This window comes from Eisenibacter elegans DSM 3317, from assembly GCF_000430505.1.
Classification (GTDB): Bacteria; Bacteroidota; Bacteroidia; order Cytophagales; family Microscillaceae; genus Eisenibacter; species Eisenibacter elegans.
In genome coordinates, this window is sequence record NZ_KE387152.1 from 236,824 (window position 1) to 260,938 (window position 24,115).

Consider the following 24,115-nt stretch of genomic DNA (forward strand, 5'->3'; position numbering starts at 1 on the left):
GCAGGCCTTTCTCATCACTCCCCCGTACAAAAGCTGTGTTGCGCGGCATCACTATTTCTGACACATACTTATGACTTTTTTCCAAGCCCTTGTCTTGGCCATTGTAGAGGGCCTGACGGAGTTTTTGCCTGTTTCGTCTACCGGGCATATGATTATCTTTTCACACCTGATGGGTATTCATAGCCTTGAGTTTACCAAGGTTTTTGAAGTACATATCCAGTTTGGAGCCATCCTTTCGGTCGTGGTGCTTTATTGGAAACGCTTCGTTCAGTCGCTCGACTTTTATGTGAAGCTTTTTGTGGCATTCTTACCGGCGGCGGCTATTGGATTTGCCCTCAAAAAACAAATTGATTTACTCCTCGAAAACATTGTCGTGGTGGCTAGCTCCCTGCTTTTGGGTGGTATAGTGTTGGTATTTGTAGACCGGTGGTTCAAACAAAACCCCGACGACAGCGCCCCCGACCAGCCCATCAGCTACCGAACGGCCATCGCCATCGGTTTTTTCCAGTGTCTGGCGATGGTACCCGGAGTGTCGCGCTCTGCCGCATCAATCATCGGCGGGATGACCCAGCAGCTCAGCCGCCGCCAAGCCGCCGAGTTTTCTTTTTTCTTGGCCGTCCCAACGATGTTTGCCGCCTCTGCGTATAAATTACTCAAGGACTTGGCCGTCGTCCAACAAAGCGAAAACCTCTCCTTACTCATTTGGGGCAATGTAATTGCTTTTGTCGTGGCGATGGTGGCCATCAAAACATTCATTGGCCTACTGACACGCTACGGGTTCAAAGTTTTTGGATATTACCGTATCGCCCTAGGCTTGCTGATTCTGGGGATGTTGGCCATGGGCTATCAATTCACGCTCTAATATTGGCACTACTTATGATTATCTGGCGCACTATCATTACCCTCAGCTTTTGTTGGCTACTTGTGCCGGGCTTGCTCTCTGCCCAAGAGGCCGCCTCGACCTACAACCCTGCCGAAGCTCTCCAACAAAACAAAGCACTGCAAACTGCCGAACTTTCATTGGTCAAAAAAGTCCTTAGCTTTGATACCGTCCGAAAAGGGGATATCGTTCGCCAACACTTTTATCTCAAAAACACAGGTACAGAGCCGTTGTTGATTTATGAAATTCACGGCGGCTGTGAGTGTGTTTGGATAGAATGGGATAAAGAGGCTATCGCTCCCAATGCTACCTCCAAAATCACGGTGCTCTATGATACAGCTCACCCCAAGGAACGGGTTGATTTCAAACGCAAGGTCTTTGTCGTATTTTCTAATGCGCGTAACCCCGAAGAAAAGCTGGTGTTAGAAGGGAGGGTCATACACTAATCGGCTCTGTAAGCGTTATTGGGATGTTGCTCGATAACGTTTATTTTTTTGCCCAAACCCTTAGCGCTATGCGTACTTTAGCTTATGTTCTTGTTTTGACCCTGATGAGTTGGCTTGCCCCAGAAGTGTTACAAGCCCAAACAGAGATCCAGACTCAGGCCGAAAAACAACGGCAGGCGATGCTCAAATCACACACCAAAGCGGTAAAAAAAGCCCGCAAAAACGGTGAGATGACCAAGGCCGAACAAAACAAACGCCGCCAACTATCCAATACCGAACAACGCCGCCAAAAACACAGCAAATCCATCAACCAACAAGTAACCAAAGCAGAGCTGAGGCGGAAAAAAGAAATGCAAAACCGGCAGAAAATGCTGCGTAAGAAAGGAATAAAATAAACTATTGAGGAATAATGTAGCAGCACAACACCGGATATTTTTGACTTTCGTTGTGGTTGGGCTTTTTTATAACAAGATTCACAAGATTTGGGGATTTGATTTTCTTGATACTCAAGGATTTTTAGTGGACACATTTCCCAAGCCAATTGTGGTTTGGCATAACTGCAAAGGCCGCTCAAAAAGCTAGTGTGGCTGTGGGGACACAGCCACTAGCTAGGTTTATTGTGCTTTGGCTTTGTCACCAAATACTTCTTTGAATTTCTTGAGTTTAGGGGTAATGATGTATGCACAATACCCTTGGTTAGGGTTATTGTTGTAATAGTTTTGGTGATAATCTTCGGCTACATAAAAAATGCTGGCCGGGGTGATTTCTGTAACAACAGGTTTCTTGAACACCCCCGATGCATCGAGCTTGGTTTTGTAGGTTTCGGCTACTTGGCGCTGTTGTTCGGTATGATAAAAAATAGCCGAGCGGTACTGTGTCCCTACGTCATTGCCTTGTCGGTTGAGGGTTGTGGGGTCGTGGGTTCCCCAGAAGACCTCCAGCACATCCACCAATGAGACTACCTTGGGGTCAAAGGTCAACTGACATACTTCGGCGTGTCCCGTAAGACCAGTACATATTTCTTTGTAGGTTGGATTTTTGACTTGCCCACCCATATAACCCGATACCACACTATGTACTCCTTCAACACGTTGAAAAACAGCTTCAACACACCAAAAACACCCAGCTCCTAACGTGATGGTTTCGAGGCTATCTGTTGGGTTGTCAGTATTTGCGTTAAGGTTGGCGGTGGTCATAATATTTGCTTGTTGAGCGTTAGAAGATTGAAAGGTACAGGCAGAGAAAGCCCAAAAGCAAAAAGCTATCAAGCTGCTGTACATCAGAGAGTTTTGATAATTCATAGCCCTGTTTGTTGTGCTTTATAAATTTATAAAGCATAACTCTCCATAGGCGGAAAAAGTTTTATGGTTGGGCTTGTGTTGTTGGCGGGCTTTGTTCAAACAAGCGGATATAAGCCAAGCCTTTGGCTACATAATCGGGATCGTGGGTATGGCCGTTCCACATCACTGGGTGTGGCTTGCCTGTGTTGTGATAGTGAAAAGCATTGCGGTAGTCGCGGCGGTCAAGGTAGCGGGCATAATTTTTCTTACACCAAAGCATGCCATAGTAGAGCGCCTTGTCGCCGGTGAGGTCTTGTAGGCTCCAGCCAAAATGCAGGGTATGATAGCCCATAATCTGTAATGGCCCCCAAGAGGTAGCCAATGCTTCTAGGCGTTTGTCGCTCATTCCTTTGACCATTGCCGTCGTAATGCCACTGTATTTTTCCTCTTTCCCGTCGCGCACGGCCTGTAGTTTTTCAAATACTTTGGGTTCAAAGCGTGGCGATGCCGGTTTTTTGGCCGAGCATTCCAAGATGATGAGCGCCTTGATATATACCGCCGGAATTTGGAGGGTATCCGCAATGTTTTCTACCTGCTCGCCGTAGTTTTCTTGACAACGTGTTACCAAACTCGCCGACACCAAGGCCGATGGCTTGTGGTTGTGGTTGCCAAGATTGGTATTGAACAAAAAAAATCCTACCCCTACTGCCCCTATCAAAAGCCAAAAATATTTACGCATTGCTTGTTTGGAATGGTTTGTGGCCGCTTCTACCACTTTGATAAAATCCTTTTAGCGATGCCTTTGGCACCTAAAATCGCAGAAGAGCCGCCTTGGTGATGGAGCAAAGATAATTTTTTTTGGCAACCATACCCCAACTTAGCACTACTGGTATAGCAAATATTTTTGTCTTACTTGTTGGTACTCGGCCAAGGGTTTTTGCCAAGATTCGCGAATGGCCTTGGCCGACATTCCGGCTTGGATTTGTTGACGCAACTTGGCTGTGCCGGCTAGGGTGTCGAAGTAATTGTTGAAAAAGCGCGAAGGCTCAGGGTATTTCTTATAAAAACTGATGAGGTAGTCCAAATCCAATGCTTTTTCGGGCTGTATATAACGCAAGTCTACCCCATAGCAGCGCTTGTCTTGGTGTTTGGGTTGTTTGGCCATCCCTTGGATGCTTTGAGGAACAAACTCAAAGCTGCCCATACCTGCCATAGGATAGCCTAGCACCTGAAAAGGGAAATAGGTTCCACGCCCTACACTCATCACTGTACCCTCAAACAAACATAGAGAGGGGTACCAGCGGATAGCGTGTTGGTTGGGTAAGTTGGGCGAAGGTTTCACAGGGAGGGTATAGGGCTGCCAGCGGGCATAGTGCTTGACAGGCACAACGTAAAGCTCGCAGGTTTTTTCGGTTTTGAGCCAGTTTTCGCCGTTAATCATCAGGGCTAGCTCACCCACAGTGAGTCCGTGGACAATGGGGATAGGGTGCATCCCGACAAAAGAGCGGAAGGCCGGCTCGCAGATAGGCCCGTCGATATAGTCGCCGTTGGGGTTGGGTCGATCAAAGACCAGTACAATTTTATCTTGTTCGGCGCAGGCTTCCATCACATAGTGCATCGTGCTGATATAGGTGTAGAAGCGTGTACCTACATCTTGGATATCAAAAATCATCAAGTCAATATCTTCGAGCTGAGCCGGGCTGGGCTTTTTGGTTTTGCCATACAGTGACACAATGGGCAGCCCTGTGCGGGAGTCTACCGTACTGCTGACACTTTCTCCAGCGTCGGCATCGCCCCTAAAGCCGTGTTCGGGAACAAATATCTTCTTCACTTCAACCTGTAGGCTTAGCAGCGTATCGACGAGGTGTGTTTGGTTAACCAAAGAGGTATGGTTGACTACCAAGCCCACTCGTTTGCCTTGTAGTAGGGGGAGGTACAAATCCATCCTTGCGGCTCCTATTTCGACCATAGAGGCTGCTACCACGCTGTCGGGCGTGGTTTGGAGTGCCGCAATGTTGAGAGCAGGCATTTCTAGGGCTTGGATGCCTAGTAACCAGAAGAGCATTTTATACAACATATTTTTAAAACGGGTCAGCTCAGAGTGAAGTTATGCAGAGGTTTGTACGCAGGCCATAGTGAAGTGTTTTATAAAAAAGGCTTATATCTCCGTATTTTCCAAAAATAGCGCCAATTTTGATAGGTGATTTGATCTTTGAGCCAACTAAACACGCTGGTAGCGAAGTTTTTATGCAATATTCTTGTTTATTCTTGTTTGCCGGTTGTTTTTCATCAACGACACAAACACAGCACTGAGCCAAGACCAATAAATATTCACATACTACTCTTTATCGGGTATAGCATACCACTTCCTTGAATACTTTTTCGGTAATACTCAAGTTTTCTGTCAATTTCTTCTTGGGTTTGGGCCAAAAGCAAGGGGCTTGTAAAAAACAGGATTTTTGCTAAGATGAGCAGGGTTTTCATCAATAAAAAACGGTTTGATATTGGGTAAGAAGGATGTATTGGGGCTCAAGGAAGCTGGGCTATTTTTCCAAAAATGTTCAGTAAGTTGAAACAAAGCGTTTACTCTTACATCAGGGTAACGCCGCTATCGAGTTGTAGCCCTTCGGTATTGCAACTATCTTGTTTGAAGATGACCTTGATGAAATAGCCCTCCATCTCGGCAATCTGCCCTTGGCCTATCAAATGGTCGAGTGTGGTCAACTTGCTGTTTGCATCTTTTTTGTGCAAAAATGCGCTGCAATGCTTGTTTTTGCTGAAATACTGGTCGGCATCTGAGAGTACCGCATTGGCCTCAGAGGTAATAAGGACTTGGTTGTCTACTTCGGCCATCACCACTACCGTAGCCGTTAGGTAGGTGGGCATGCTCACAATTACGGACTTGTTTTTGGCTTTGTTTTTTTGCTTTCCCTTTTGGGCGTAGGCGGGAGCACATACAGCCACCAAGAGCAGGAGGGTAGGGTTTGATGGTGAATGTAGGTGTTATTGGCTGAAAACGCAAACAGGTAGGCATCGGTTGTTGCACCCTATCAGGGGTGGGTGTTTTGTGTATGCGTTTGCGTAATCCAGTCTTTTATCTTTTCGTATACTTCTGGTTTAGTCTGTATTTTGAAGTGGTTGGTTTCGGCGAACTCATAACAGTTTTCGGGGGGGAAGGCATAGGTCTGGTCTTCGTGGGCGCTGGCACTGTGAGTATTGACCAAAATATCGCCAAATAGGGTACTTACCCAATGTTTTTGTTTTTGGGTGAGCCTTGCGGCAATGACGTAATAGGCGGCATTTTCGAGTTTTTGGATGTTGTTTTGGTGGCGTTCGAATGCGCCTTCGGGTGGGTTTTGCCAATCCTCTTCTCTGAGGTAGCCAAAGCGGAGGTCTTTGATACCATCGCTGCGCAAGTCGATGGCCTTGCCGACGAGGCGTGTCTGCCAGTTGGGCACGCGCGCCAAGATATGGGTGGTAAGGTGGGCAAACTGTTCGAGGAAGGAGCCAAGGTGCGGCGTAGCCAGTAAGAAGATGAAGCGCACTTTGTGAGGCCATTGGTGGCCTTGTTCTTGGGCGTAGTGGCAGGCGCTGTGTACCAACAAGCCCCCCATACTGTGTGCTAGGAGGCATATTTCTTCTAGCGCAACGGGGTACTGTGTGTGGAGCTGCTCTAGGAGTTGGGTCAGTTTTTGCCCGTTTTCCGAAATGTGTAGCCCGGTGTTGTAGCGCAAGTAGAAAGGCACATGGCCGAAGTCTCGCTCTAGGAAAGTGCCGTAATTGCTGTTGTCGGGGAAGTTCCAGGCCATTTCGTTGTGGGTGAGGCCGTGTATCAGGATACAGACTTTGGGGCTGATGGTGGACGCTGCTCGTTGGCAATGGGCGGCAATGGCTTGTGGCTCTAGGGGGAGCTGGCGGTTGTCGGCATAAAAGCCCATTGGTACTTCGAGGAGACTGTTTTGCAGCTTGTCGCCTACAGCACCGTTTAAGATGCTAAGGGTGTGGCTGCCTACTTTTGAGAGGTTTTTTAGAAACTTGTGCATTGGCAATGGGGTTGAGCCCTCTTTCGGACGGTTATGTATCTTTTTTCTAAGCCCTCCCACGGTTAAAATCGTGGGCTAAGCATCACGCCTACGTTTTTTGCCTAGTATCAGCACAAAAATCATTCGTTTTGAGGGCGTGTTGAAAATTTATATCAAGATTCACCATATTTAGAGCTTGTCTAAAACTCTCTTCATCGATACCAAAATACTGCTTTGTGGCTGCTATGTCGTCAATAATGCTCGCCGTAGCCCTTCCACAGCTAAAATCGTGGGCTAAGCATCACGCCTACGTTTTTTGCCTAGTATCAGCACAAAAATCAGCTGGTTTTGAGAGCTACATTGAAAGTTTAAACAAGCTCCTAATTTCTAGGATAGGGCTTCTGCACCAAAATCAGGGTTATAACAGTTGTTTGATAGACTTTATATCCATTCGTGTATCCGTGGCGAAAGCCTCTCAAATAAACCTTGGTATCACTGATGTATTGTATAGACGACAAGCAGTACCCCTGTAGCACAAGCCTCACAATGAGGTATATAGGGGACAAATGGAAGGCCGCCATCCTCATACACCTCCACACACCACTGCGCTACAACAAGCTGCGCAAGGCGCTGCCCACCGTTACGGAGCGGATTTTGAGCCTTCAGCTCAAGGAGTTGGAGGCCGACGGGCTGATTTCGCGGTCAGTCTTGACCGAGAAGCCCCCGCTCAAGGTAGAGTATGCCCTGACAAGCTTTGGCCAAACCCTGCTTCCGCTGCTTCGCGCTATCGCCCAATGGGGGCAAGAGGCTGCCCAACACGAGCCGCGCCTGCATCATACCTCGTGTGAGGGCTGAGGATTACACGGCAATATTATAGCCCCAGCAGCCCCAAAACCACACAAAAATCTAGCTACTGTCAGGTTTAGCCCCCATAATTGCGGTATTGGGCAATATTTTGGGCTAATTGTACTATCTTTGTGCCTAAAAATCACCCATAATTGTTGAGCTAATGGCAACAACTGCAGACCTTTCAAGAGGTGCTTTTATGCGCTTCAACGGAGAATTGGTACAAGTAACAGAATACGAACACCGCACTCCGGGCAACTTGCGCGCTTTTTATCAAGTAAAAATGCGCAACGTGCGTAACGGCAAAAACCTTGAGCACCGCTTCCGCTCTGGCGAATCTATCGAATTTGTTCGGGTAGAAGTACGTGGCTATCAATACCTTTACCTCGACGGCGAAATGCTGATGTGTATGGATCCTGAGAACTACGAGCAAATCCCCATCGACAAAGCCTTGGTAGGCGATGCATTCAAGTTCTTGAAAGAGGGGATGAACCTCATCATCTCTTTTGAAGACGGCACACAGCCCATCATGGTAGAGCCTCCCCAAAGTGTAGAGCTAGAAGTTACTTATACAGAGCCCGGCCTCAAAGGCGATACCGCTACCAACACCCTCAAGCCGGCTACCCTCGAAACCGGCGCAGAGGTGCGCGTACCGCTTTTTGTCAATACTGGCGACAAAATCAAGGTCGATACCCGCACCGGCGATTATATGGAGCGTGTGAAATCATAAGCCCTCCAAGATTGTTATGCTTAATAATCTTGGCTGCTTTGTGAAGCGTCTCTATATCCAAACCCTCTGATTGGCAAGCGCTGTGCAATGCAAACGCACGGCGCTTCTTTTGATAATGCCGCACAAACCCTCCTACGGTAGCGGACTGACCCTCTGTCTTATGAAAAGAGAAGAATCTATCGATTATAACATCAAGGCCTGCTGGCACGCCATTGCGCGGATGTACAACACCCAAGCCGCGCAGTATGGCGGCACTATTTCTATCGGCTATATCTTGCTCAATATCGACAACGAGCATGGCACTCCCGCCACCAAAATCGCTCCGCTGCTAGGCTTAGAAGCCCGCAGCATCACCCGTACGCTCAAAAGTATGGAAGAGGACGGCTTTATCTACAAAGTACAAGATGCCAAAGATCGCCGCTGCTTCCGTATTTTCCTGACCGACAGGGGGCGCGAGGTGCGCGAAATCTCACGCATCATCGTCAAAAACTTCAACCATCACGTGCGCGAGGCCGTCCCCGACGACAAGCTGCAAGTCTTTTTTGAAGTCATCAACAAGGTACAGTCTGTCGTCGAAAAACAACTACAGCAAGTACAAGACGGCCGTCAACTCATAGAACTAGAGCCACTTGTGGAGAAAAATAAGGGGTGAGCGTTGGTTTAGTGCGTTGTACCGCCAAATAAAAAAGCCCCTCACATCTGCTTTTGGCAGGGGAGGAGCTTCTTCAATCAACCAATAGTTGGAGGGGTTCGATTAGATATGTAGGGCGCGGTTTTCGGTAGCGGCCAAGCAAGCTTCCTTAAACGCCTCTGAGTAGGTAGGATGTGGATGCGACATACGGGAGATGTCTTCAGCAGTGGCGCGGTATTCCATCGCCACGACCCCTTCCATAATCAAATCGGCAGCGCGTGCGCCGATGATATGTACGCCCAGAATTTCATCTGTAGTTTTGTCGGCCAATATTTTGACCAAGCCTTCAATATCGGTACTGGCGCGGGCTCGGCCTAGGGCTTTGAAGGGAAACTCTCCCGACTTGTAGGCGCGGCCTGCGTCTTTCAGCTCTTGCTCGGTATAGCCTACGCCGGCTACTTCGGGCCAAGTATAGACTACGTTCGGGATGAGCAAGTAGTTGATGTGTGGCTTTTGCCCGGCAATGGTTTCGGCCACAAACACGCCTTCTTCTTCAGCCTTGTGGGCCAGCATCGCCCCTTTGACCACATCCCCGATGGCATAGATGCCCGGCACGCTGGTTTGCAGGTGTGCGTCTACCGGAATGCGTCCGCGCTCGTCTAGTTTCAGTCCGGCGGCTTCAACATTCAAGCCCTCTGTATAGGGGCGGCGACCGATAGACACCAAGCAGTATTCGGCTTCAAAGCTGACCGACTTGCCGCTTTTGTCTTCGGCAGTTACTTTCACGCCCTTGTCGTACACCTCTACGGCAGTTACTTTATGGCTGAAGTTGGTCTTGATTTTCAGTTTTTTGACAGATTTGAGCAGCTCCTTGCCCATTGTTTTGTCCATTGTCGGAATCATGCCATCCATAAACTCCAGCATCGTTACTTCAGTACCAATGCGTGCATAGACAGAGCCTAGCTCTGCGCCAATCACGCCGGCACCGATGACAATCATCGACTTGGGGATTTCTTTCAGGCTCAGGGCTTCGGTAGAGGAGATGATGCGCTTTTTGTCGAAGGGTGCAAAAGGCAGGGGTGTAGGCTTGGAGCCTGTCGCGATGATGATATTTTTGCCTTGGATGGTTTCTTGTTTGCCATCTTTTTGGCTGATGACAACGGTATTTTTATCTTTGAAAGCGCCCACGCCTTCATATACCGTAATTTTGTTTTTGTCCATCAGGTATTTTACCCCATCACAAGTTTGCTTGACCACCTCATCTTTGCGGGCAATCATTTGGGGCATATCTACCGATAGGTCTTTGAGGTTGATGCCGTGCTTGGCAAACATCTTGTCGGCATTGTGGTAATGTTCGGACGAGTCGAGCAGGGCTTTAGAAGGGATACAACCTACATTGAGGCAAGTTCCACCGAGGGTGGGGTATTTTTCAATAATGGCTGTTTTGAGTCCTAGCTGGGCTGCTCGAATGGCTGCCACATATCCGCCGGGGCCGGAGCCTATCACAATCACGTCGTAGTTCATATAATCAGGGATTTAGATAAAATTGATTGGATAATGATACAAAGCTAAACAACAAAGAGGCCAAGTGTGTCCCCTTGGCCTTTGCTGAATGTCATCACGAAGTATTAGACTTGTAGGGCGTATGCGATGAGGCTACCCAATATCGCCTGCCCATCGGTATTGCCTAGGTGGGTGTGGATGGCGCGCTCGGGGTGTGGCATCATCCCAAACACATTGCGTCCTTCGTTACAAATACCGGCGATGTTATGGAGAGAGCCATTAGGATTGGCCTCTTCGGTATATTGGCCTTGGGCATCGCAGTAGCGGAAAAGCACTTGGTCTTTGTCTTGGAGCTTGGCTAGGGTATCTGCCGGAGCAAAAAAGCGCCCGTCGCCGTGGGCAATGGGGATTTTGTAGACCTCCTCGGTCGAAAGCCCTGCTGTCAGCGCTGTGCTGGTGTTTTGGGCACGGAGGTAAATATTTTTGCAGATATATTTCTGGCTATTGTTTTTGAGCAGTGCGCCCTCCAACAAGCCGGCTTCGGTCAGGATTTGAAACCCATTGCAGATGCCCATCACATAGCCCCCGTGTGCGGCGTGTGTGGCCACGGCAGTCATAATGGGTGAAAATCGGGCGATTGCGCCGGAGCGCAGATAATCGCCATAAGAAAAACCTCCCGGAACGATGAGCACATCGCAGCCTTGGAGGTCGGTATCTTTGTGCCAAAGTTTGACAGTGGGCTGGCCTAATACTTCGCCTAAGGCGTAGACCATATCGTCGTCGCAGTTGGAGCCGGGGAAAACTATTACGCCAAATTTCATAAATTTCTGGGCAGGTAACGTCAGGGTGGTGAGAAATGCTTACTTTTGGAGAACTGACAGCAAAAGTACTTAATTCGTACGATATTTCTCACTTTTTACGTCTGCATTTATGGTTCTTTCTATGACCGGCTTCGGTGCTGCCACACACGAAAGCGACGCGCTATCTGTTACTGCCGAACTCAAATCGCTCAATAGCAAATACATCGATATATACCTGCGTCTGCCTAGAGCTTTAGGCGCTGAGCGGGAGTTGCAAATTCGTAACCTCCTGACCGAAAAGCTACAACGAGGCAAAATCAACCTTCATTTAGAGCTGAAAGACAAAAACAAGTCGCTCCAAAACCAACTTCAGACAGAGGTGATTGCGGCCTACTACCAAAAGCTCCAAGCCGTAGCCCAGCAGGTGGGTGCGCCTACCGATCAGTTGTTGGGGATTGTGATGCAGTTGCCCGATGTGGTTGCGCCCGATGCCCGTGACGAAGCCGCCGAGGCTGCCCAGTGGGAGGCTGTATTGGCTACTATTCATCAAGCCATTGCCCAATGTCTTGCCTTCCGCAAAGACGAAGGCCAAAAGCTTGCCCAAAGCTTTGAGAACGATGTGCGCCATATCCAACAAAATTTGGAACAAATCATCGCCTATGACCCCAAGCGTGTGGCCAATATCCGGGAGCGTATCCAACAGCGTATCCACGACCTCAAAAACGATGAGGCTTTCGACCCCAACCGCTTCGAAATGGAGATGGTCTATTATATCGAAAAGCTTGACATCTCCGAAGAGAAAGTCCGTCTTCAAAGTCATATAGATCACTTTTTGGAGGCTTTGCGCCACCCCGAGCCTTCGGGTAAGAAGCTCAACTTCATTGCGCAAGAGATGGGACGCGAAATCAATACCATAGGTTCTAAGGCCAACGATGCGCAGCTACAGCGCTGGGTAGTGGGAATGAAAGAAGCGCTTGAAAAAATCAAAGAACAGGCACTCAATATTTTATAAACAATCTACAAAAGGACACCTTACGCCTAGGGGTACAATAAGCTTCTAATCTCCGGTCAGGGCTGGCCTTAGCGGCTATGGCCTATCATAATGCCGATGATGGTGATGTCGTCGCGAGTTCTGTCGGAGATACGTTGTTGAGCATCCTGAATAGAGCGTGGCTGGCTGGCTGGCTTGCCTGCTTCGCTTGTAGTGTGGATGTACAATTCCCGAATAAGCGCATCGCGTTGTTCTTCTACGGGGAGGTGGGCGATATTTTCGAGGAAGTAAAGCAGCTTTTGTGTACCGTAGTTTTTGCGTTCTAAGTTAGGGGTATCTACATAGCCGTCTGTAGTGAGATAAATCATATCCGATGGTTCTAAGATAAACTCTTCATTGGCAAAATCCTTGCCTTCGATGACCATTCCACCAATAGAGCGGCGTGTTCCCTTGAATACTTGGGCTTTGTGTTCGCGCACCAAGATGAGCGGGCGTTTTGCGCCGGCAAATACTGCAACTGGCTGTTCGTTACGGTCTTCTATGCGCAGCAGGCAGAGATCCATCCCATCGTTGTTGGCATCGACATTGTATTGTTTGAGGCGTGTAAACACACGGGCGTGCAGCTCGGAGAGAATCTCGGAGGGATCATAAATTTTTTGCTCATTGACCAGCTCATTGAGCAAAGAATAGCCGATGAGACTCATAAAAGCCCCCGGTACGCCGTGCCCGGTACAGTCTACCACAGCGATGAAATGATAAAATTTACCTTCGGCCTGTACCCGTGATTCCCAGTAGAAATCACCCGATACGATGTCCTTGGGTTGATAATAGACAAACTGCCCTGCTATCCAGCCGAGCTTTCCTTTTCGGATGACGGGCAGGATGGCTTCCTGAATTTTTTGGGCATATCGTATACTGTCGCGCACTTTGAGGTATACCTCTTCTAGCTCCTGCATAGTATGTTGGAGTTGGCTGTTGGTATCTTCTACAGCGCGTTTGCTGGCTTCTATTTCTTGTTTTTGTTGTTCGAGAATGCGTTTTTGTGCTTCTATTTCCTGATTTTTGGCAATCAACTCATCACGTTGGGCTTTGCGCCTGCGGGCAATGAGATATAGGATATATCCCACAATAAGAAACAACAACAAGACGGCTGCCAGGCCATAGATAATGCGTTGGCTTTGTTTGAGGAAGGCGTTTGTCTTATCAAGATTATCCTTCATCGAGTCTATCTCGGTACGGGCAATGGCCTGTGCTTGTTTGAAGGCAAGGTTGTTGGCTTCGAGTTGTTGTTCGAGCTTTCTGATTTGGTCAATCAAGAAGTTACGCTCTTCGTCGCTGATGTCTGGAGTATCTTGTAGTTTGCGCGAGATTTCCCGAATTTCGTTGGCAATTCGTTGGTTGCGGTCAATCATCTTACGCTGCTCATCTTCGAGTTTTTCGGTCAGGCTACTGATGTCTTTTTTGAGTGTTTCGGCATTGGTAGGCTGGTTGCGGTCAACGTTGAGGGCATTGATATTGGTAATGGCGGCCAGCCCTTGGCTTTGCATCTTCTTTACTTTCCCTGTTTTGGGGAGCAGCTGTACGGCGGCGAGTGTTCCCGGAACGGGCATATAGGTCGTATCACGGCGTAGCTTTTCGGCAGGAGGGAGAGCCGCCGTGAGTGGAGGATTGGTAACATTGGCCGCCGCCAATACCACTTCCTTCTTGGTGGGTACATTGGCCGCAATAACCTGAGTTACGGGAACTTTGATAAATTTAATTTGATCGTTATATAGGTTGACGATGGTGGGATAAATCTCGTCTTGGGGCAGCACATAAAGCTTAAAGCGCGCATTTTGGGGAATCTCAGTGGGGATATTGATAGCAAAATTCCCCTCTGCGTCGCTCAATACAGTATTTTGCTCAAAACCTTTGATATACACTTTGGCTCCTACCAAGATACGCCCGTCGTGATAGCTATATATCGAGCCTTGCAATTGTTTTTGGGCTGTAAGTGGAGCCACAGCCAAAAACGCCAGACCAATCATCATCAAAACAAAACGGAGCAGATGTGTCATAAAATGTTAAACCAAGGGCTAAGGGCAAATTTAAGCGAGTAAGGTGCAAAATGTATGCAAAACCATTAGTATTTTGATATTTCCTATCAAAATACTGTTCTGTGAATGAATATTAACGCCCGGGGCTGACTAGAATCACTTCTACACGGCGTAGGCTTTCGGCACTTTCGCCTGGGGGTGCAAAGGTGGAGGGGGGCAATAGTTTGATTTTGTCGCGGGGAATGCCCATAGTGAGCAATTCACGCACCACCTCCTCTGCCCGCACACGAGCCAGCATCCCGCGAGTAGCGGTGTGCTCCTCTTGGTCGCTATAACCGATGACTTGCAACAACATTTGAGGATTGACTTCGAGCCAATCTTGCATGAGTCTAAGTTGTGCTTTGGCCCGGGGCAAGATAGTCGTTTGGTAGGAATCAAAGCGCAACTCTTCGCTGCGTATTTCTACATAGACTGTCGCAAAGACTGTATCGATTTTTAGGGTAGAATCAGGCTTGATTTCGATGAGCTCACGGGGGTTGTTGAGTAGGGTATCTATTTTGGGCAAGGTATCTTCTTTGAGGTACTTTTTCTCGACTATGATGAGGGTGTCTTCGAGCAAGTAACTGACGGTATCGCGGCGCACATAACTCACAGGTGCTTCTTTGGGTGCGCCGGCGAGGGTGTCGCGCGGCAAAAACACATAGGTATTGATATTGACAGGGCGCGGGGCAGCTTTGCGGCGTAGCTTCAGACCGAGGCCTAACTCCCAAATATTGCCCCCTATAGGGTTTTGGTTGCCCAAGGCCATATCATAGCTGATAGAGGCAAAGAAATTGTGTTGTTCATAACTGACGGCTACTGTTGCGGCGCCATTGTTCCACCACCAAGCCCCTATGCGAAAGAGACTTTGGTCGGCATTGCTCAGCTGTCCCCATAGCCCCGGCTGTAGGAGTAGTTGTTGGCCAATCATCAAGAGGCGCATATTGGGATAAAGCCCCCATTGTTGGCGCTGCCACAACAAGGCTCCTGCGCTCAGGTGCAGCTGAGTCGACAGAGGTACAGATTGGTTGGGGTCTAGGGCGATGTTGGGGTTGTTGAGCAAACGCCCGCCAATGCCTGCAAAATAGCTGGGGTGTAGTTGTTCGCTGCGGTGTCGGTAGCTCCACATCAGGCCTGCGTCAAAGCTAGGGTAGCTTGTACTGAGGTTGTCAAAACGCTCATTGGGGTCTGCGCTAAGGTTGAAAACGCCATCGGCTATCTGGCTGTCAGTGGTGATGTTGTTGAGGTTGATGCCACGTTGAAAAAAGCCTCCTTGAAGACCAACAGTCACTTGGTGTTTGTCAAAATAGGTATGGTAAGAAAAACTCAGGCTAGCACCATTGGTTTGGACAAACCCTGCGATATTTTCGTTCCACACCGCCCCACCGATGACAGCTCGGGTTGCTTGGCCGCTGCGATTGAACAAAGGGTAATACCCCGAAAGCACTGCCGTTTGGATAGACTCGCCCGAAGGCAGGCGCTGGTTGCGGTAATGCAGCCCAATCCGACTGTGCTCATACCAACTCTGTTGCGCCACATTGCCCGTGCTCGGAGTGGCTGTGTATTGTGCCCAGATGCCTTCTTGGGCATACACGGCTGTCCTTTGGCAAAACAATGCTAGCAGCGTCGTGAGAGCGTATATTGTCCGAAATATGTAGGGGTGATATGTCATTGATTTGCAGAAAAGCAGGAGTGGATTATCGTGCCAGTTTGACCTCCCCCGATTTACGAATTTGTTGTCCGTCGTTGAAAGTGATGGCTATAGACCAGACATAGACCCCATCGGGGCTGTCTTGTCCATCCCAGCCTTGTTCAGTAGCGAGGCTTACATCATTGGTATTGAAAACAAGGTTGCCGTAGCGGTCAAAGATACGCCAATCCAAGGCGCTGATATTGCGGCTGCGTAAGATAAAGCGGTCATTGCGCCCATCGCCATTAGGGGAAAAGAAGTTGGGCAAAATGACCTCTACCACTACCGGCTCTACAAAGCGCTGCAATCCCCCGGCTTGAAGGTTAAGTGTAGGCGTAACGCCGCTAAGGTTGATGTCATTTTGGCCAAAAGCCTCTGCGCGAATGGTATTGCCTACAATTGCACGCTCGCTCAGGTCTATCGTCAGCCAAAAGTGGGCTGTTTGGTTGGCCGCTAAAGGGAGAGAAAGATTCTCAAAGCGCAGGGGCTGCCCAATAGCCACCACAGACTGGCTGCCGATGAGCGTAGCCGTACCTAGGTTGTTAGTGGTATTGTACCAAAGCCTAAAGCCCTCTGGAGCAATGTCTTCGGCAATATAATTGCCTCCTAAGGGGATATTAAGCCGCTGTAGGGTAGTGGGTTGGAAGCGCACCTCAGCGGTAAACTGGTAGATGGGGTGTTTGAGTGTGCCTTGTAACACGTCTTGGGCGGCTATAGCAACACTATTGAGGACTACCTCTAGGGGCGGCGCGACAAATCGGTGGAAATTCCCGTCGCTTAGGTTGTTGCTCACATTGCCTGCGGCAAAGACAGCTGTTAGGTTGCCCAAATCAGCGACACGTATGCGGCGTTCGGGGGTAGCCGTAGATTGTAAGTTGATACTCAACCAAAAGTATCCACTACTATTGACAGCAATGCCCCGGTTGATATTCTCAAAACTGATATTTTGCCCATTACCTACAGGGTTGCGCTCGCCTATCCGTACAGCGCCGGCAAAGTTGTCGGTAGTATTGAAATACAACTCAAATCGACTCAAATCGGTATTGCTGAAGTCGCCCCTGAGCGGAAGGCTCAGAGAGATGATGGTAGCATTGGCAATCGTAACATCGGCGCGCAATTGGTAGATGACGTGCCGGTTGGTTCCGCCTACTACATCTGCTGCGGCTACAGGGAGGGTGTGTAGGCTGATGGCAGGGGTGAGGTCACCACCTTGTACAAAGGTACGTATGCCTGCATCGGTCAAGGTGCCTACTACGGTACCCGAGGCAAAGCTGAAATCGCTGAGCGCCGGCGCCGGCACTTGGATAGTGCGCCCGACGGTTGCGCTGCTAGCTACATCGGCAGTCAGCCAGATGAAATACTCTGTATTGCGTGCGATGGCCTGTGATAGCCCTCCAAAGAGCAATACCGCGCCAGAAGCGGTGATGGCTTGGCTGCTCAACTCGGTGGCTGTGCCGAAGTTGTCGATGGTATTGATAAACAACCGGAAGCTGCCTGATACCAAGTCAGCAGGCTGGTAAGTGCCCGTAGGGCGAAAACTGAGCGACTGAAGGGTAGTGTTGAAGTCTTGATTTTGGATGCGCACACGATACAAAATATCTTGAATCGTTCCGGTATTGACATTGGCCGCAGGCACACTCAGGGCGCTAAGCCTGATTTCGTCCGAAGGAGCAACGATAGTCGTCGTTGCCCCCGGATTGGTAGAGGCGTTTTTAGTGCCGAAGTCAAAGGTAACATTGGCCGCTGTCAGCGCCTGTAACCTGAGCGTGCGTCCTATGACTGCCGTGGGCGCTATATCTGCCGTAATCCAGAAATATGCTTGGGTATTGGCCGCCAAGCTGAAGGGGAGTGCGCTGCCGGTATTGAATACAATATTACTTCCTGAGCCTACAGACACGGCGCTCTGCAACAGGACTCGCTGGCCTGTGTCCGCAAAATTATTGACAGGGCTATACCACAGTTTGAACCCATTGGCTTTGAGGTCGCTGGTTTGATAAGTTCCTTCAGATGCTATCTGTAGTCCGGTAAGGTTGGTGGTTCCGCCCGAAGGGAAGATAACAAAGCTATAGAGCGGATGATTGTCAGTGTCTTGTGCTACGGTAGCCTCTGATAGATTGATAGAGGCGATGGCGATGGTTACAGGGTCGCTGACGATGGTATGGGTTCCTCCGTTGAGGATGCTGCCTAGGGTTGGGCTGCCAAATACAAACCCGATATCGGCCCCTGTTGGCGCCAGCAGCCGGATGGTACGGTTTGGAGTGGCTGCCGGAGATACATCTACCGTAATCCAGTAGTAATACTGATAACCGCCCATTTGGTAGCTAAGCGTAGGATCAACAAAATTGACCAAGCCCCCGCTAGCCGGAATAGCTGTTTCGGTGGCCAGCAATTGCGCATCATTAAAATTCGGGCTTAGGCCATACCATAGTTTGATACTCTGGAGGTCTTCAGGTTGGTAAGTGCCTGCCGTACGGAAACTCAACTGATTGACACGGCCATCGGAGGGATTTTGGGCGGCACGCAACTCATAAATAATGTGGTTGGTACTCCCTCGGAGTACGTTCTGATCCGCAAAGGAGGCAGGGCTGGTAAAAGTAGCGGATGGTATGGTTTCGATGATGTTGAGCGTTGTATTGCTAGATTGGTTGGCCAGGCGCTGTATGATGCCCGAAGGCCAATTGATGCGGATGGAGTCTATGGTTGTAGTGCTTCCTACCCCAAAATGGGTAACCATACTTTCTTGGGAAGAGGTGCTGGTCTTGGGCATAATTTGGCGCAACTGTGTTTGGCTGCCAGTGCGCACCCTTACCGCAGCCCCGATGGCATTGGTGTTGGACACAACCCCTGTCAGCTTACACTTGAGGTAACGGTTGCCACTCGAAGCATCATTGCGCAATAAAACATTGCGGGCTGCGATGGTGCTAGGTAGTGAGCCGTGATCAATGGTCGCAAAAATATCGACAAAACCATCATTGTTGTAGTCGGCAGCAACAATACCGCTGAATCGCATACTGCTGGCTAGGGGTGGGTTAGCTACTGTACCATAATTGAGCGGAACACCGGGCTGGAAGGTACCACCATTATTGCGAAACAACACCAACTGACCGTTGCCACTCCCTACGACCAAGTCTAAAAAACCGTCATTATCGTAATCTATCCAGGCAGATGCCATCGGGTTAGACATCGCGTAGGTGTTGACATTTGCCGTCTCCGTCGGCTTGCGCGTAAAGCTCTCCCCGCCATTATTACGACAGACAGAAATGCCGTTGGCAGCGCTTTCTAGCACACAGACATCCATGAGGCCATCATTGTTATAATCACCCCAACAGGCTCCAAATCCAGTAATGTTGAGAGTGGTCAAGCCTGTAATGTTGCGCCTACTAAAACTAGTACCGTTATTGTTCCGAAAAAGGTAGTGGGGATGTGCCCCGATTAGGCTAGTAGTAAAGAGATCCATCCAGCCGTCGTTATTGTAATCTACCCAAGAGGCGATGTTGGGCAGAGGTGCTGCGGGCATAGAGGTGTCCGCCAAAAGCCCCGGCAAGGCAGCCACTGCAACCGTACTGAAACTCCCATCGCCATTGTTGCGATGCATCCGGTGGTTGGCGCTTCCACCTTGCAAGAGGTGTGCGTCTAGGTGGCCGTCGTTGTCATAATCTATCCAAGCTACAGAGTAAATATTCAGTCCTTCACTGACAATAGGATTGGGGGGGACTTGCTCTGTAAAATTGGTATTTCCCGGGCTATTTTGGTACAGAAGCCGAGTGGAGGCTATGCCGGAGGTCGCTATCAAAACACCCCAGCGGTTATTATTGGCAAAATAGCCCACACTTCCGCTGACATTGTCGTTGGTGGCGCGGCCGGGATCTCCCTGAGTAGGAGACACATTGCTGAAGCCCAAAGCCCCGTTATTCAAGTAGAACTCGATAGGTACTCCCCGATAAAAAACCACTAAATCCTCCAGTCCGTCGCTGTTAAGGTCTAGCCACGCGGCTCCATTTGCATTGGCTGTGCGGTTGACAGGGCTGTGTGGGCGCAGCGCAACCATAGGAAAGTTGATTCCATCAGTAATGCTCGTAAACTGGGCATATACAGGTTGTTGGATGCCGGCTAACCATAGCCACAACCCGAGGAATGTTACTATAAAGTCCCGCTCACGCATACCTCTTGAGAGGTTATGTAAGTTACAAAATCGCATAAAGTTCTCCAATATTTCAGGTGAAATACCCCGCAAACATTGCGCCTCGCTTAGATAAAGCCATCTACACAATTACAGACGAAAATGCTTGTAAAAGGTAGCAACTTTTTCGACAATAGGCAATATCAAACCCATAACCGACCTAAACCCAGCAATAAGCTAGTATGACAACATTGGTTGTGGAGAGTTATCGATTGCTAAATTAAAACAAAAAACGCTAATTTTATTACAAGAGTTAGGTCTGATTGAAAAATACTTATTTTATACTGATTAGGTAGCTCAATTGGGGGACTTGTGTTGGTATAGCAGGCTTTGCGCATACGCCACCATAGAGGTATTGACAAACAACTGATGCTTCCTGTGTTGGACAAGTGTTGCCGGCATTTCATATCGTAGCCCATCTTGCTGTAGGAGTTTATGCAATACCGGAAGGTCGTTGCGCCTATCTAAATAGGCAATACCCAACAACAAGCCCAAACCAAACCGCAGAAACCACTGCTTTAGTGTTTGACGTAGCCCATACACTAGATACCCTAGATACTGTAGATTCATTTGGCAAAAGTAGGAATATGGATGCAAAACTGGATACACAATACGAATATAGTGATTAATATTGGTTTATCGTATCGAAATCAAGGTCAGAAGTTATTATCTGCTAAAATAGTATAGCTGATAATGGTTTTATTATATTTCAATCCGATAGCTGGTAGAAAATTAAAGCCTGATTCTTGTACTCGAAAAATACAAACAGCCCCTTTGTTAATCCAACTCAACTTGATTTCTTTGAACTATTATGGCTTTTTTGACCTTGAAAATTCATAACCCGATTTTTCTTTAATAACTTTGCAACAGCATTAACCCAAAACATCCTAAAATATGAATAATACAAAAAATGTCTTGGACACCTTGTTCCAAGCTCAAACCAAAGCCGTCGAAAACTTTTTTGACACTACTAAAAAGGCAAGCACTACCTTCAAAGAAGAAGGGCTTACATTTGAAAAATCTTCTGCTATCTTGAAAGAGTGGTTTCAGAAGCAGCAAGAGATTATGGAAACAGCAGTCACCTCTGTACGCGAGCAAGTGAATTTTGAAAGCTATACTCCAGAGGCATTCAAAAGTGTACTGGAAACACAACGTGAGAACGTCGAGCGTTTGTTTAGCTCTGTCAAAGGGTTTGCACCCAACTATAGCGCTGAGCAGGCCATCAACGAATACCAAACACAAACGGACAAGGTATATGCCGCTTGGAAAGATATGCACGAGCGTCTAGTAGGCCAGCTTGGTAAGCCTTTCTCTGATCTTACTAACCCTGCCGAGGTTGCTCAAGAGATGAACCACCGCCTCATCGAAACGGTACGTGGCTATATCGCAAAAGAAAAAGAAGAAGCACCAAAAAGCACTGCCAAAGCCAAAACTAGCGATGCAGCGACACCTGCCGCCAGCACTGCCGAGCCCGCCGCTCCTAAAAAAGCACCTGTACGCCGCACTAAAAAAACCAGCCCTGCTCAAGACGCTGAATAAACTGCCCTTCAAGGCGGAATAGGTAAACACATACTTAACATCTATCATACATCTTTCAACAAAACGCCTTACAGTCAGATGGTTGTAGGGCGTTTGGCTTGGTATCATACACTTCTTGAGAATAGATTGTACCGTTGAGTGTTTTTGATTTTTGTGGATACATTGCCTCTCTAGCGCTTGGCGTATATGAAGATGCAAGGGAAGCCATTGTCAAGTTAGAAAATATCCAGAATTGTGGGGAATTGATGATTTATTGGGCACAGATAAAGCAGTTTTAGAAATAGACAAAATTAGCTAGCTTTGCCTGCCCGAACATCTACCCCCAGTCCTATGGAGACCTCCTTACAAACACACCCTTGGCTTCAAGCTACCCAAGCGTATGTACAGCAAACCTTGTCTGCTGCCGATGCCTCCCACGATTGGGAGCACATCCGGCGGGTTTGGGCAATGGCGCAACGCCTCAGTACATACTACCCGCAGGCCGATGGGATGGTCGTCTCGCTGGCGGCACTCCTACACGACATCGCCGATGCCAAATTTCACCACGGGGATGAAACGCTAGGTGCGACCACAGCTCAAGCTTTTTTGCAAAACCTTGGCGTTCCCGAAGCACTGAGGGCGCATGTAGGGCAAATAATCCTACACCTCTCTTTCAAAGGAGGGCAGGTACAGGCAGGGTTTTATTCTCAAGAGTTTGCCATCGTACAAGATGCCGACCGCCTCGACGCGTTGGGCGCGATTGGCATTGCCCGCACCTTTCACTACGGTGGGATGCGCGGACAGGCACTGTATGACCCCCAAATCGCGCCACGCACCCAACTCGACCCACAAACTTACCGGCAGCAGTTGGCGCCCACACTCAATCACTTTTACGAAAAGCTGCTCTTGCTCCAAGAGCGCCTACATACGCCCGAGGCAAAGGCCATTGCTGCTGAGCGGCACCAGCTGATGCAAGATTTTGTGAAGGCTTTCCTCACTGAGTGGCATTTTCCCGAAACCCAATTCCCACCTGCATTTGAATTATGAGTACGTTTCAAGCTTTTTTCGACCTAGGGCTGACCCATATCTTGGCGCTCGATGGTTTTGACCACATTTTGTTCATCGTTGTGTTGTGTGCGGTATACCCTCCCAAGGCTTGGCGCAAGGTCGTGATCTTGGTAACGGCCTTTACCTTGGGGCATAGTGTTACCTTGGCCTTGGCAGCGCTGGATTATGTACAGGTCAACAAGCCGCTGATAGAGCTGTTGATTCCGATAACGATTTTGGCCACTGCCATCAGCAATATTTTTGAAGACCCTAGCGACCTCAACCGTCCCCAAGGCTTGCGCTATTTGTTTGCCAGCTTCTTTGGCTTGATTCACGGGCTGGCCTTTGCTTCCGACCTCAAGGCGATGTTTAGCCTGATGGATGAGCGCATTACGGACAAGCTGCTGGCTTTCAATATCGGCATCGAAGTGGGACAGTTGGTTGTGGTGGCCGTGGTGATGTTGCTAGCTTGGGCGCTGAGTCGTCTATTGGGCGAACGCTGGCAATGGTGGAACTATGGCCTCTCAGGCTTTAGCGCCTTAGCAGCTCTGGGGATGATTGTGGGGAAAATCTTACAGATGAGCGGAATGTTGGGCTAATGCCTCAGTACGTTGCTTGAGCGCCTCGTTCATTCGCACAAAACCAGCCCGGGTTTGTTTTCCTATTTTGCGTAAGACATAGCCTACAAGTAAGCCTGAAAATGATTCTCCGTGGATGAGATTGACCTGATTTGGGGCAATCTCTTCAATCTTAAAGTAGTGCCTGCCATCGAACAAGCCTTTGATACCCAAGGAGCCAAGCCATTCAAAATACTCATTTTCAACTACTTGTGTTACTTTTGGTTTGAAGGTGATGGGGCTATCGCCATTTTTCATGGTATTTTTGAGCCTAGCGCCCAGCATTACTTTGCCCTCGCTCCGAATAATAAAGGGGTTCCACTCTTGGTAAGCCTCTAGGTTTGTCAGTACGCTAAAGACTTGCTCTTTTGGAGCATTGATGACAATTTCGGTGATAATCTGAGCCTTCATATACAACAAGGGGTTAGGTGATTTTGATAAGACAAAGGTAGCCCCCCTGTTGTGGCTTTGCATTAACAATTGTTAAGGTTTTCACGCCACTGGATATTTTTGGAAAAGTAGCTCGCAGCTCCAGCTCCGAGGCAAGCTGAGGCCTCATTTTAGGAGTACCATGAGACTTAGCCCACAGCTTTAACTGTGTTGAAAAACGTCCGGTGGCGTGAAAGATTTATACCTTAGTCAAAATTGGTTGGGGAAAGGTGTGCGCCGAAAATTCTTTAGAGCTTGTTTAAATTTTCAGCGCGGCACTCAAAACAGTTGATTTTTGTGCCGATACTATACAAAAAGCGCAGGTATAGCAGCGCCACGACGAGTATTTTTAACGACTTAGCGACCAAAAAGTAGCGGTTTGGTGTTGATGCAGAGAGTTTTAAACAAGCTCTTAGAGTCAAGAAAATCA

23 protein-coding genes are annotated in these 24,115 nt (G+C 48.6%); 10 read left to right on the forward strand and 13 right to left on the reverse strand.

Going from position 1 to position 24,115, the window contains the following annotated elements; all coding sequences use genetic code 11:
- Positions 1 to 70 precede the first annotated feature (70 nt).
- The 3 genes from G499_RS0111270 to G499_RS0111280 all read left to right on the forward strand — a co-directional run bounded on the left by G499_RS0111270 (position 71) and on the right by G499_RS0111280 (position 1,721).
- The gene (locus G499_RS0111270) at positions 71 to 862 is read left to right on the forward strand and encodes an undecaprenyl-diphosphate phosphatase (RefSeq protein WP_027000031.1); all 792 of its coding nucleotides are present in this window, start codon (positions 71 to 73) and stop codon (positions 860 to 862) included.
- A gap of 14 nt (positions 863 to 876) precedes the next feature.
- Positions 877 to 1,326: a DUF1573 domain-containing protein gene (locus tag G499_RS21195; RefSeq protein ID WP_051296181.1), complete on the forward strand. Its 450-nt coding sequence runs from the start codon at positions 877 to 879 to the stop codon at positions 1,324 to 1,326.
- A gap of 68 nt (positions 1,327 to 1,394) precedes the next feature.
- On the forward strand, positions 1,395 to 1,721 hold the full coding sequence (locus G499_RS0111280) for a hypothetical protein (RefSeq protein ID WP_154658419.1): 327 nt from the start codon (positions 1,395 to 1,397) through the stop codon (positions 1,719 to 1,721).
- A 219-nt stretch (positions 1,722 to 1,940) separates the two neighbouring features.
- Here G499_RS0111280 and msrA read toward each other — a convergent pair whose 3' ends face one another.
- From msrA to G499_RS19715, 6 genes are all read right to left on the reverse strand, one after another.
- On the reverse strand, positions 1,941 to 2,522 hold the full coding sequence (gene msrA / locus G499_RS0111285) for a peptide-methionine (S)-S-oxide reductase MsrA (RefSeq protein WP_245576733.1): 582 nt from the start codon (positions 2,520 to 2,522) through the stop codon (positions 1,941 to 1,943).
- Between the two features lie 166 nt (positions 2,523 to 2,688).
- Positions 2,689 to 3,345: a hypothetical protein gene (locus G499_RS0111290; RefSeq protein WP_027000034.1), complete on the reverse strand. Its 657-nt coding sequence runs from the start codon at positions 3,343 to 3,345 to the stop codon at positions 2,689 to 2,691.
- A 144-nt stretch (positions 3,346 to 3,489) separates the two neighbouring features.
- A complete protein-coding gene (locus tag G499_RS19710; RefSeq protein WP_245576734.1) occupies positions 3,490 to 4,671 on the reverse strand; it encodes an exo-beta-N-acetylmuramidase NamZ family protein in 1,182 nt (393 codons plus the stop codon).
- A 266-nt stretch (positions 4,672 to 4,937) separates the two neighbouring features.
- Positions 4,938 to 5,090: a hypothetical protein gene (locus G499_RS21815; RefSeq protein WP_154658420.1), complete on the reverse strand. Its 153-nt coding sequence runs from the start codon at positions 5,088 to 5,090 to the stop codon at positions 4,938 to 4,940.
- A 105-nt stretch (positions 5,091 to 5,195) separates the two neighbouring features.
- Positions 5,196 to 5,498: a hypothetical protein gene (locus G499_RS0111310; protein ID WP_154658421.1), complete on the reverse strand. Its 303-nt coding sequence runs from the start codon at positions 5,496 to 5,498 to the stop codon at positions 5,196 to 5,198.
- A gap of 158 nt (positions 5,499 to 5,656) precedes the next feature.
- Positions 5,657 to 6,649, reverse strand: coding sequence for a lipase family alpha/beta hydrolase (locus tag G499_RS19715; RefSeq protein ID WP_051296182.1), 993 nt, complete (start codon positions 6,647 to 6,649; stop codon positions 5,657 to 5,659).
- 525 nt (positions 6,650 to 7,174) lie between these two features.
- Between G499_RS19715 and G499_RS0111320 the strand changes: the two genes are divergently transcribed.
- The 3 genes from G499_RS0111320 (at position 7,175) to G499_RS19725 (ending at position 8,856) form a co-directional block, all read left to right on the forward strand.
- Entirely contained in the window at positions 7,175 to 7,483 is a 309-nt protein-coding gene (locus G499_RS0111320) for a winged helix-turn-helix transcriptional regulator (protein WP_035727300.1), read from the forward strand.
- A gap of 154 nt (positions 7,484 to 7,637) precedes the next feature.
- The gene (gene efp / locus G499_RS0111325) at positions 7,638 to 8,204 is read left to right on the forward strand and encodes an elongation factor P (protein WP_027000037.1); all 567 of its coding nucleotides are present in this window, start codon (positions 7,638 to 7,640) and stop codon (positions 8,202 to 8,204) included.
- Between the two features lie 160 nt (positions 8,205 to 8,364).
- The gene (locus G499_RS19725; protein ID WP_051296183.1) at positions 8,365 to 8,856 is read left to right on the forward strand and encodes a MarR family winged helix-turn-helix transcriptional regulator; all 492 of its coding nucleotides are present in this window, start codon (positions 8,365 to 8,367) and stop codon (positions 8,854 to 8,856) included.
- Positions 8,857 to 8,958: 102 nt separating this feature from the next.
- Here G499_RS19725 and lpdA read toward each other — a convergent pair whose 3' ends face one another.
- Both lpdA and purQ read right to left on the reverse strand, forming a co-directional pair.
- On the reverse strand, positions 8,959 to 10,359 hold the full coding sequence (lpdA, locus tag G499_RS0111335) for a dihydrolipoyl dehydrogenase (RefSeq protein ID WP_027000038.1): 1,401 nt from the start codon (positions 10,357 to 10,359) through the stop codon (positions 8,959 to 8,961).
- A 104-nt stretch (positions 10,360 to 10,463) separates the two neighbouring features.
- Complete coding sequence (purQ, locus tag G499_RS0111340) at positions 10,464 to 11,159, reverse strand: phosphoribosylformylglycinamidine synthase I (RefSeq protein ID WP_027000039.1); 696 nt, start codon at positions 11,157 to 11,159, stop codon at positions 10,464 to 10,466.
- A gap of 109 nt (positions 11,160 to 11,268) precedes the next feature.
- Between purQ and G499_RS0111345 the strand changes: the two genes are divergently transcribed.
- Positions 11,269 to 12,150, forward strand: coding sequence for a YicC/YloC family endoribonuclease (locus G499_RS0111345; protein WP_027000040.1), 882 nt, complete (start codon positions 11,269 to 11,271; stop codon positions 12,148 to 12,150).
- 68 nt (positions 12,151 to 12,218) lie between these two features.
- On the opposite strand, the gene G499_RS0111350 is transcribed toward G499_RS0111345, so the two are convergent.
- The 4 genes from G499_RS0111350 to G499_RS0111365 all read right to left on the reverse strand — a co-directional run bounded on the left by G499_RS0111350 (position 12,219) and on the right by G499_RS0111365 (position 20,644).
- Positions 12,219 to 14,186 (reverse strand): PP2C family protein-serine/threonine phosphatase, encoded by a 1,968-nt coding sequence (locus G499_RS0111350; protein WP_027000041.1) that lies wholly within the window; start codon positions 14,184 to 14,186, stop codon positions 12,219 to 12,221.
- A gap of 112 nt (positions 14,187 to 14,298) precedes the next feature.
- Complete coding sequence (locus G499_RS0111355; protein WP_081413770.1) at positions 14,299 to 15,876, reverse strand: PorP/SprF family type IX secretion system membrane protein; 1,578 nt, start codon at positions 15,874 to 15,876, stop codon at positions 14,299 to 14,301.
- Positions 15,877 to 15,901: 25 nt separating this feature from the next.
- Positions 15,902 to 20,056 (reverse strand): T9SS C-terminal target domain-containing protein, encoded by a 4,155-nt coding sequence (locus G499_RS0111360; RefSeq protein WP_027000043.1) that lies wholly within the window; start codon positions 20,054 to 20,056, stop codon positions 15,902 to 15,904.
- A gap of 315 nt (positions 20,057 to 20,371) precedes the next feature.
- Positions 20,372 to 20,644 carry a hypothetical protein gene (locus G499_RS0111365; protein WP_154658422.1) on the reverse strand — a complete coding sequence of 91 codons (273 nt, stop codon included), beginning with the start codon at positions 20,642 to 20,644 and terminating at the stop codon, positions 20,372 to 20,374.
- A 324-nt stretch (positions 20,645 to 20,968) separates the two neighbouring features.
- On the opposite strand from G499_RS0111365, the gene G499_RS0111370 reads away from it, so the two are divergent.
- From G499_RS0111370 to G499_RS0111380, 3 genes are all read left to right on the forward strand, one after another.
- Positions 20,969 to 21,613 carry a hypothetical protein gene (locus tag G499_RS0111370; RefSeq protein ID WP_027000045.1) on the forward strand — a complete coding sequence of 215 codons (645 nt, stop codon included), beginning with the start codon at positions 20,969 to 20,971 and terminating at the stop codon, positions 21,611 to 21,613.
- Positions 21,614 to 21,943: 330 nt separating this feature from the next.
- Positions 21,944 to 22,639, forward strand: a complete 696-nt coding sequence (locus G499_RS19730; protein WP_051296184.1) for an HD domain-containing protein — start codon at positions 21,944 to 21,946, stop codon at positions 22,637 to 22,639.
- On the forward strand, positions 22,636 to 23,238 hold the full coding sequence (locus G499_RS0111380; protein WP_027000046.1) for a HupE/UreJ family protein: 603 nt from the start codon (positions 22,636 to 22,638) through the stop codon (positions 23,236 to 23,238). The genes G499_RS19730 and G499_RS0111380 overlap by 4 nt, the downstream gene beginning before the upstream one ends.
- Here the strand turns inward: G499_RS0111380 and G499_RS0111385 are convergent.
- Entirely contained in the window at positions 23,212 to 23,667 is a 456-nt protein-coding gene (locus tag G499_RS0111385) for an SRPBCC domain-containing protein (protein ID WP_027000047.1), read from the reverse strand. The two genes, G499_RS0111380 and G499_RS0111385, sit on opposite strands and share 27 nt — an antisense overlap.
- Between the last annotated feature and the right edge of the window lie 448 nt (positions 23,668 to 24,115).

Excerpts from the sequence above, each read along its gene's own strand:
- G499_RS19730 (WP_051296184.1), top strand. The coding sequence starts at position 21,944 with ATGGAGACCTCCTTACAAACACACCCTTGGCTTCAAGCTACCCAAGCG.
- G499_RS0111355 (WP_081413770.1), bottom strand. The coding sequence starts at position 15,876 with ATGACATATCACCCCTACATATTTCGGACAATATACGCTCTCACGACG.
- G499_RS0111320 (WP_035727300.1), top strand. The coding sequence starts at position 7,175 with ATGAGGTATATAGGGGACAAATGGAAGGCCGCCATCCTCATACACCTC.
- G499_RS21195 (WP_051296181.1), top strand. The coding sequence starts at position 877 with ATGATTATCTGGCGCACTATCATTACCCTCAGCTTTTGTTGGCTACTT.
- G499_RS19710 (WP_245576734.1), bottom strand. The coding sequence starts at position 4,671 with ATGCTCTTCTGGTTACTAGGCATCCAAGCCCTAGAAATGCCTGCTCTC.
- G499_RS0111270 (WP_027000031.1), top strand. The coding sequence starts at position 71 with ATGACTTTTTTCCAAGCCCTTGTCTTGGCCATTGTAGAGGGCCTGACG.
- G499_RS0111280 (WP_154658419.1), top strand. The coding sequence starts at position 1,395 with ATGCGTACTTTAGCTTATGTTCTTGTTTTGACCCTGATGAGTTGGCTT.
- G499_RS0111370 (WP_027000045.1), top strand. The coding sequence starts at position 20,969 with ATGAATAATACAAAAAATGTCTTGGACACCTTGTTCCAAGCTCAAACC.
- lpdA (WP_027000038.1), bottom strand. The coding sequence starts at position 10,359 with ATGAACTACGACGTGATTGTGATAGGCTCCGGCCCCGGCGGATATGTG.
- msrA (WP_245576733.1), bottom strand. The coding sequence starts at position 2,522 with ATGACCACCGCCAACCTTAACGCAAATACTGACAACCCAACAGATAGC.
- purQ (WP_027000039.1), bottom strand. The coding sequence starts at position 11,159 with ATGAAATTTGGCGTAATAGTTTTCCCCGGCTCCAACTGCGACGACGAT.
- G499_RS0111385 (WP_027000047.1), bottom strand. The coding sequence starts at position 23,667 with ATGAAGGCTCAGATTATCACCGAAATTGTCATCAATGCTCCAAAAGAG.
- G499_RS0111365 (WP_154658422.1), bottom strand. The coding sequence starts at position 20,644 with ATGAATCTACAGTATCTAGGGTATCTAGTGTATGGGCTACGTCAAACA.
- G499_RS19715 (WP_051296182.1), bottom strand. The coding sequence starts at position 6,649 with ATGCACAAGTTTCTAAAAAACCTCTCAAAAGTAGGCAGCCACACCCTT.
- G499_RS0111345 (WP_027000040.1), top strand. The coding sequence starts at position 11,269 with ATGGTTCTTTCTATGACCGGCTTCGGTGCTGCCACACACGAAAGCGAC.
- G499_RS0111360 (WP_027000043.1), bottom strand. The coding sequence starts at position 20,056 with ATGCGTGAGCGGGACTTTATAGTAACATTCCTCGGGTTGTGGCTATGG.
- G499_RS0111350 (WP_027000041.1), bottom strand. The coding sequence starts at position 14,186 with ATGACACATCTGCTCCGTTTTGTTTTGATGATGATTGGTCTGGCGTTT.
- G499_RS0111380 (WP_027000046.1), top strand. The coding sequence starts at position 22,636 with ATGAGTACGTTTCAAGCTTTTTTCGACCTAGGGCTGACCCATATCTTG.
- G499_RS19725 (WP_051296183.1), top strand. The coding sequence starts at position 8,365 with ATGAAAAGAGAAGAATCTATCGATTATAACATCAAGGCCTGCTGGCAC.
- G499_RS21815 (WP_154658420.1), bottom strand. The coding sequence starts at position 5,090 with ATGAAAACCCTGCTCATCTTAGCAAAAATCCTGTTTTTTACAAGCCCC.
- efp (WP_027000037.1), top strand. The coding sequence starts at position 7,638 with ATGGCAACAACTGCAGACCTTTCAAGAGGTGCTTTTATGCGCTTCAAC.
- G499_RS0111290 (WP_027000034.1), bottom strand. The coding sequence starts at position 3,345 with ATGCGTAAATATTTTTGGCTTTTGATAGGGGCAGTAGGGGTAGGATTT.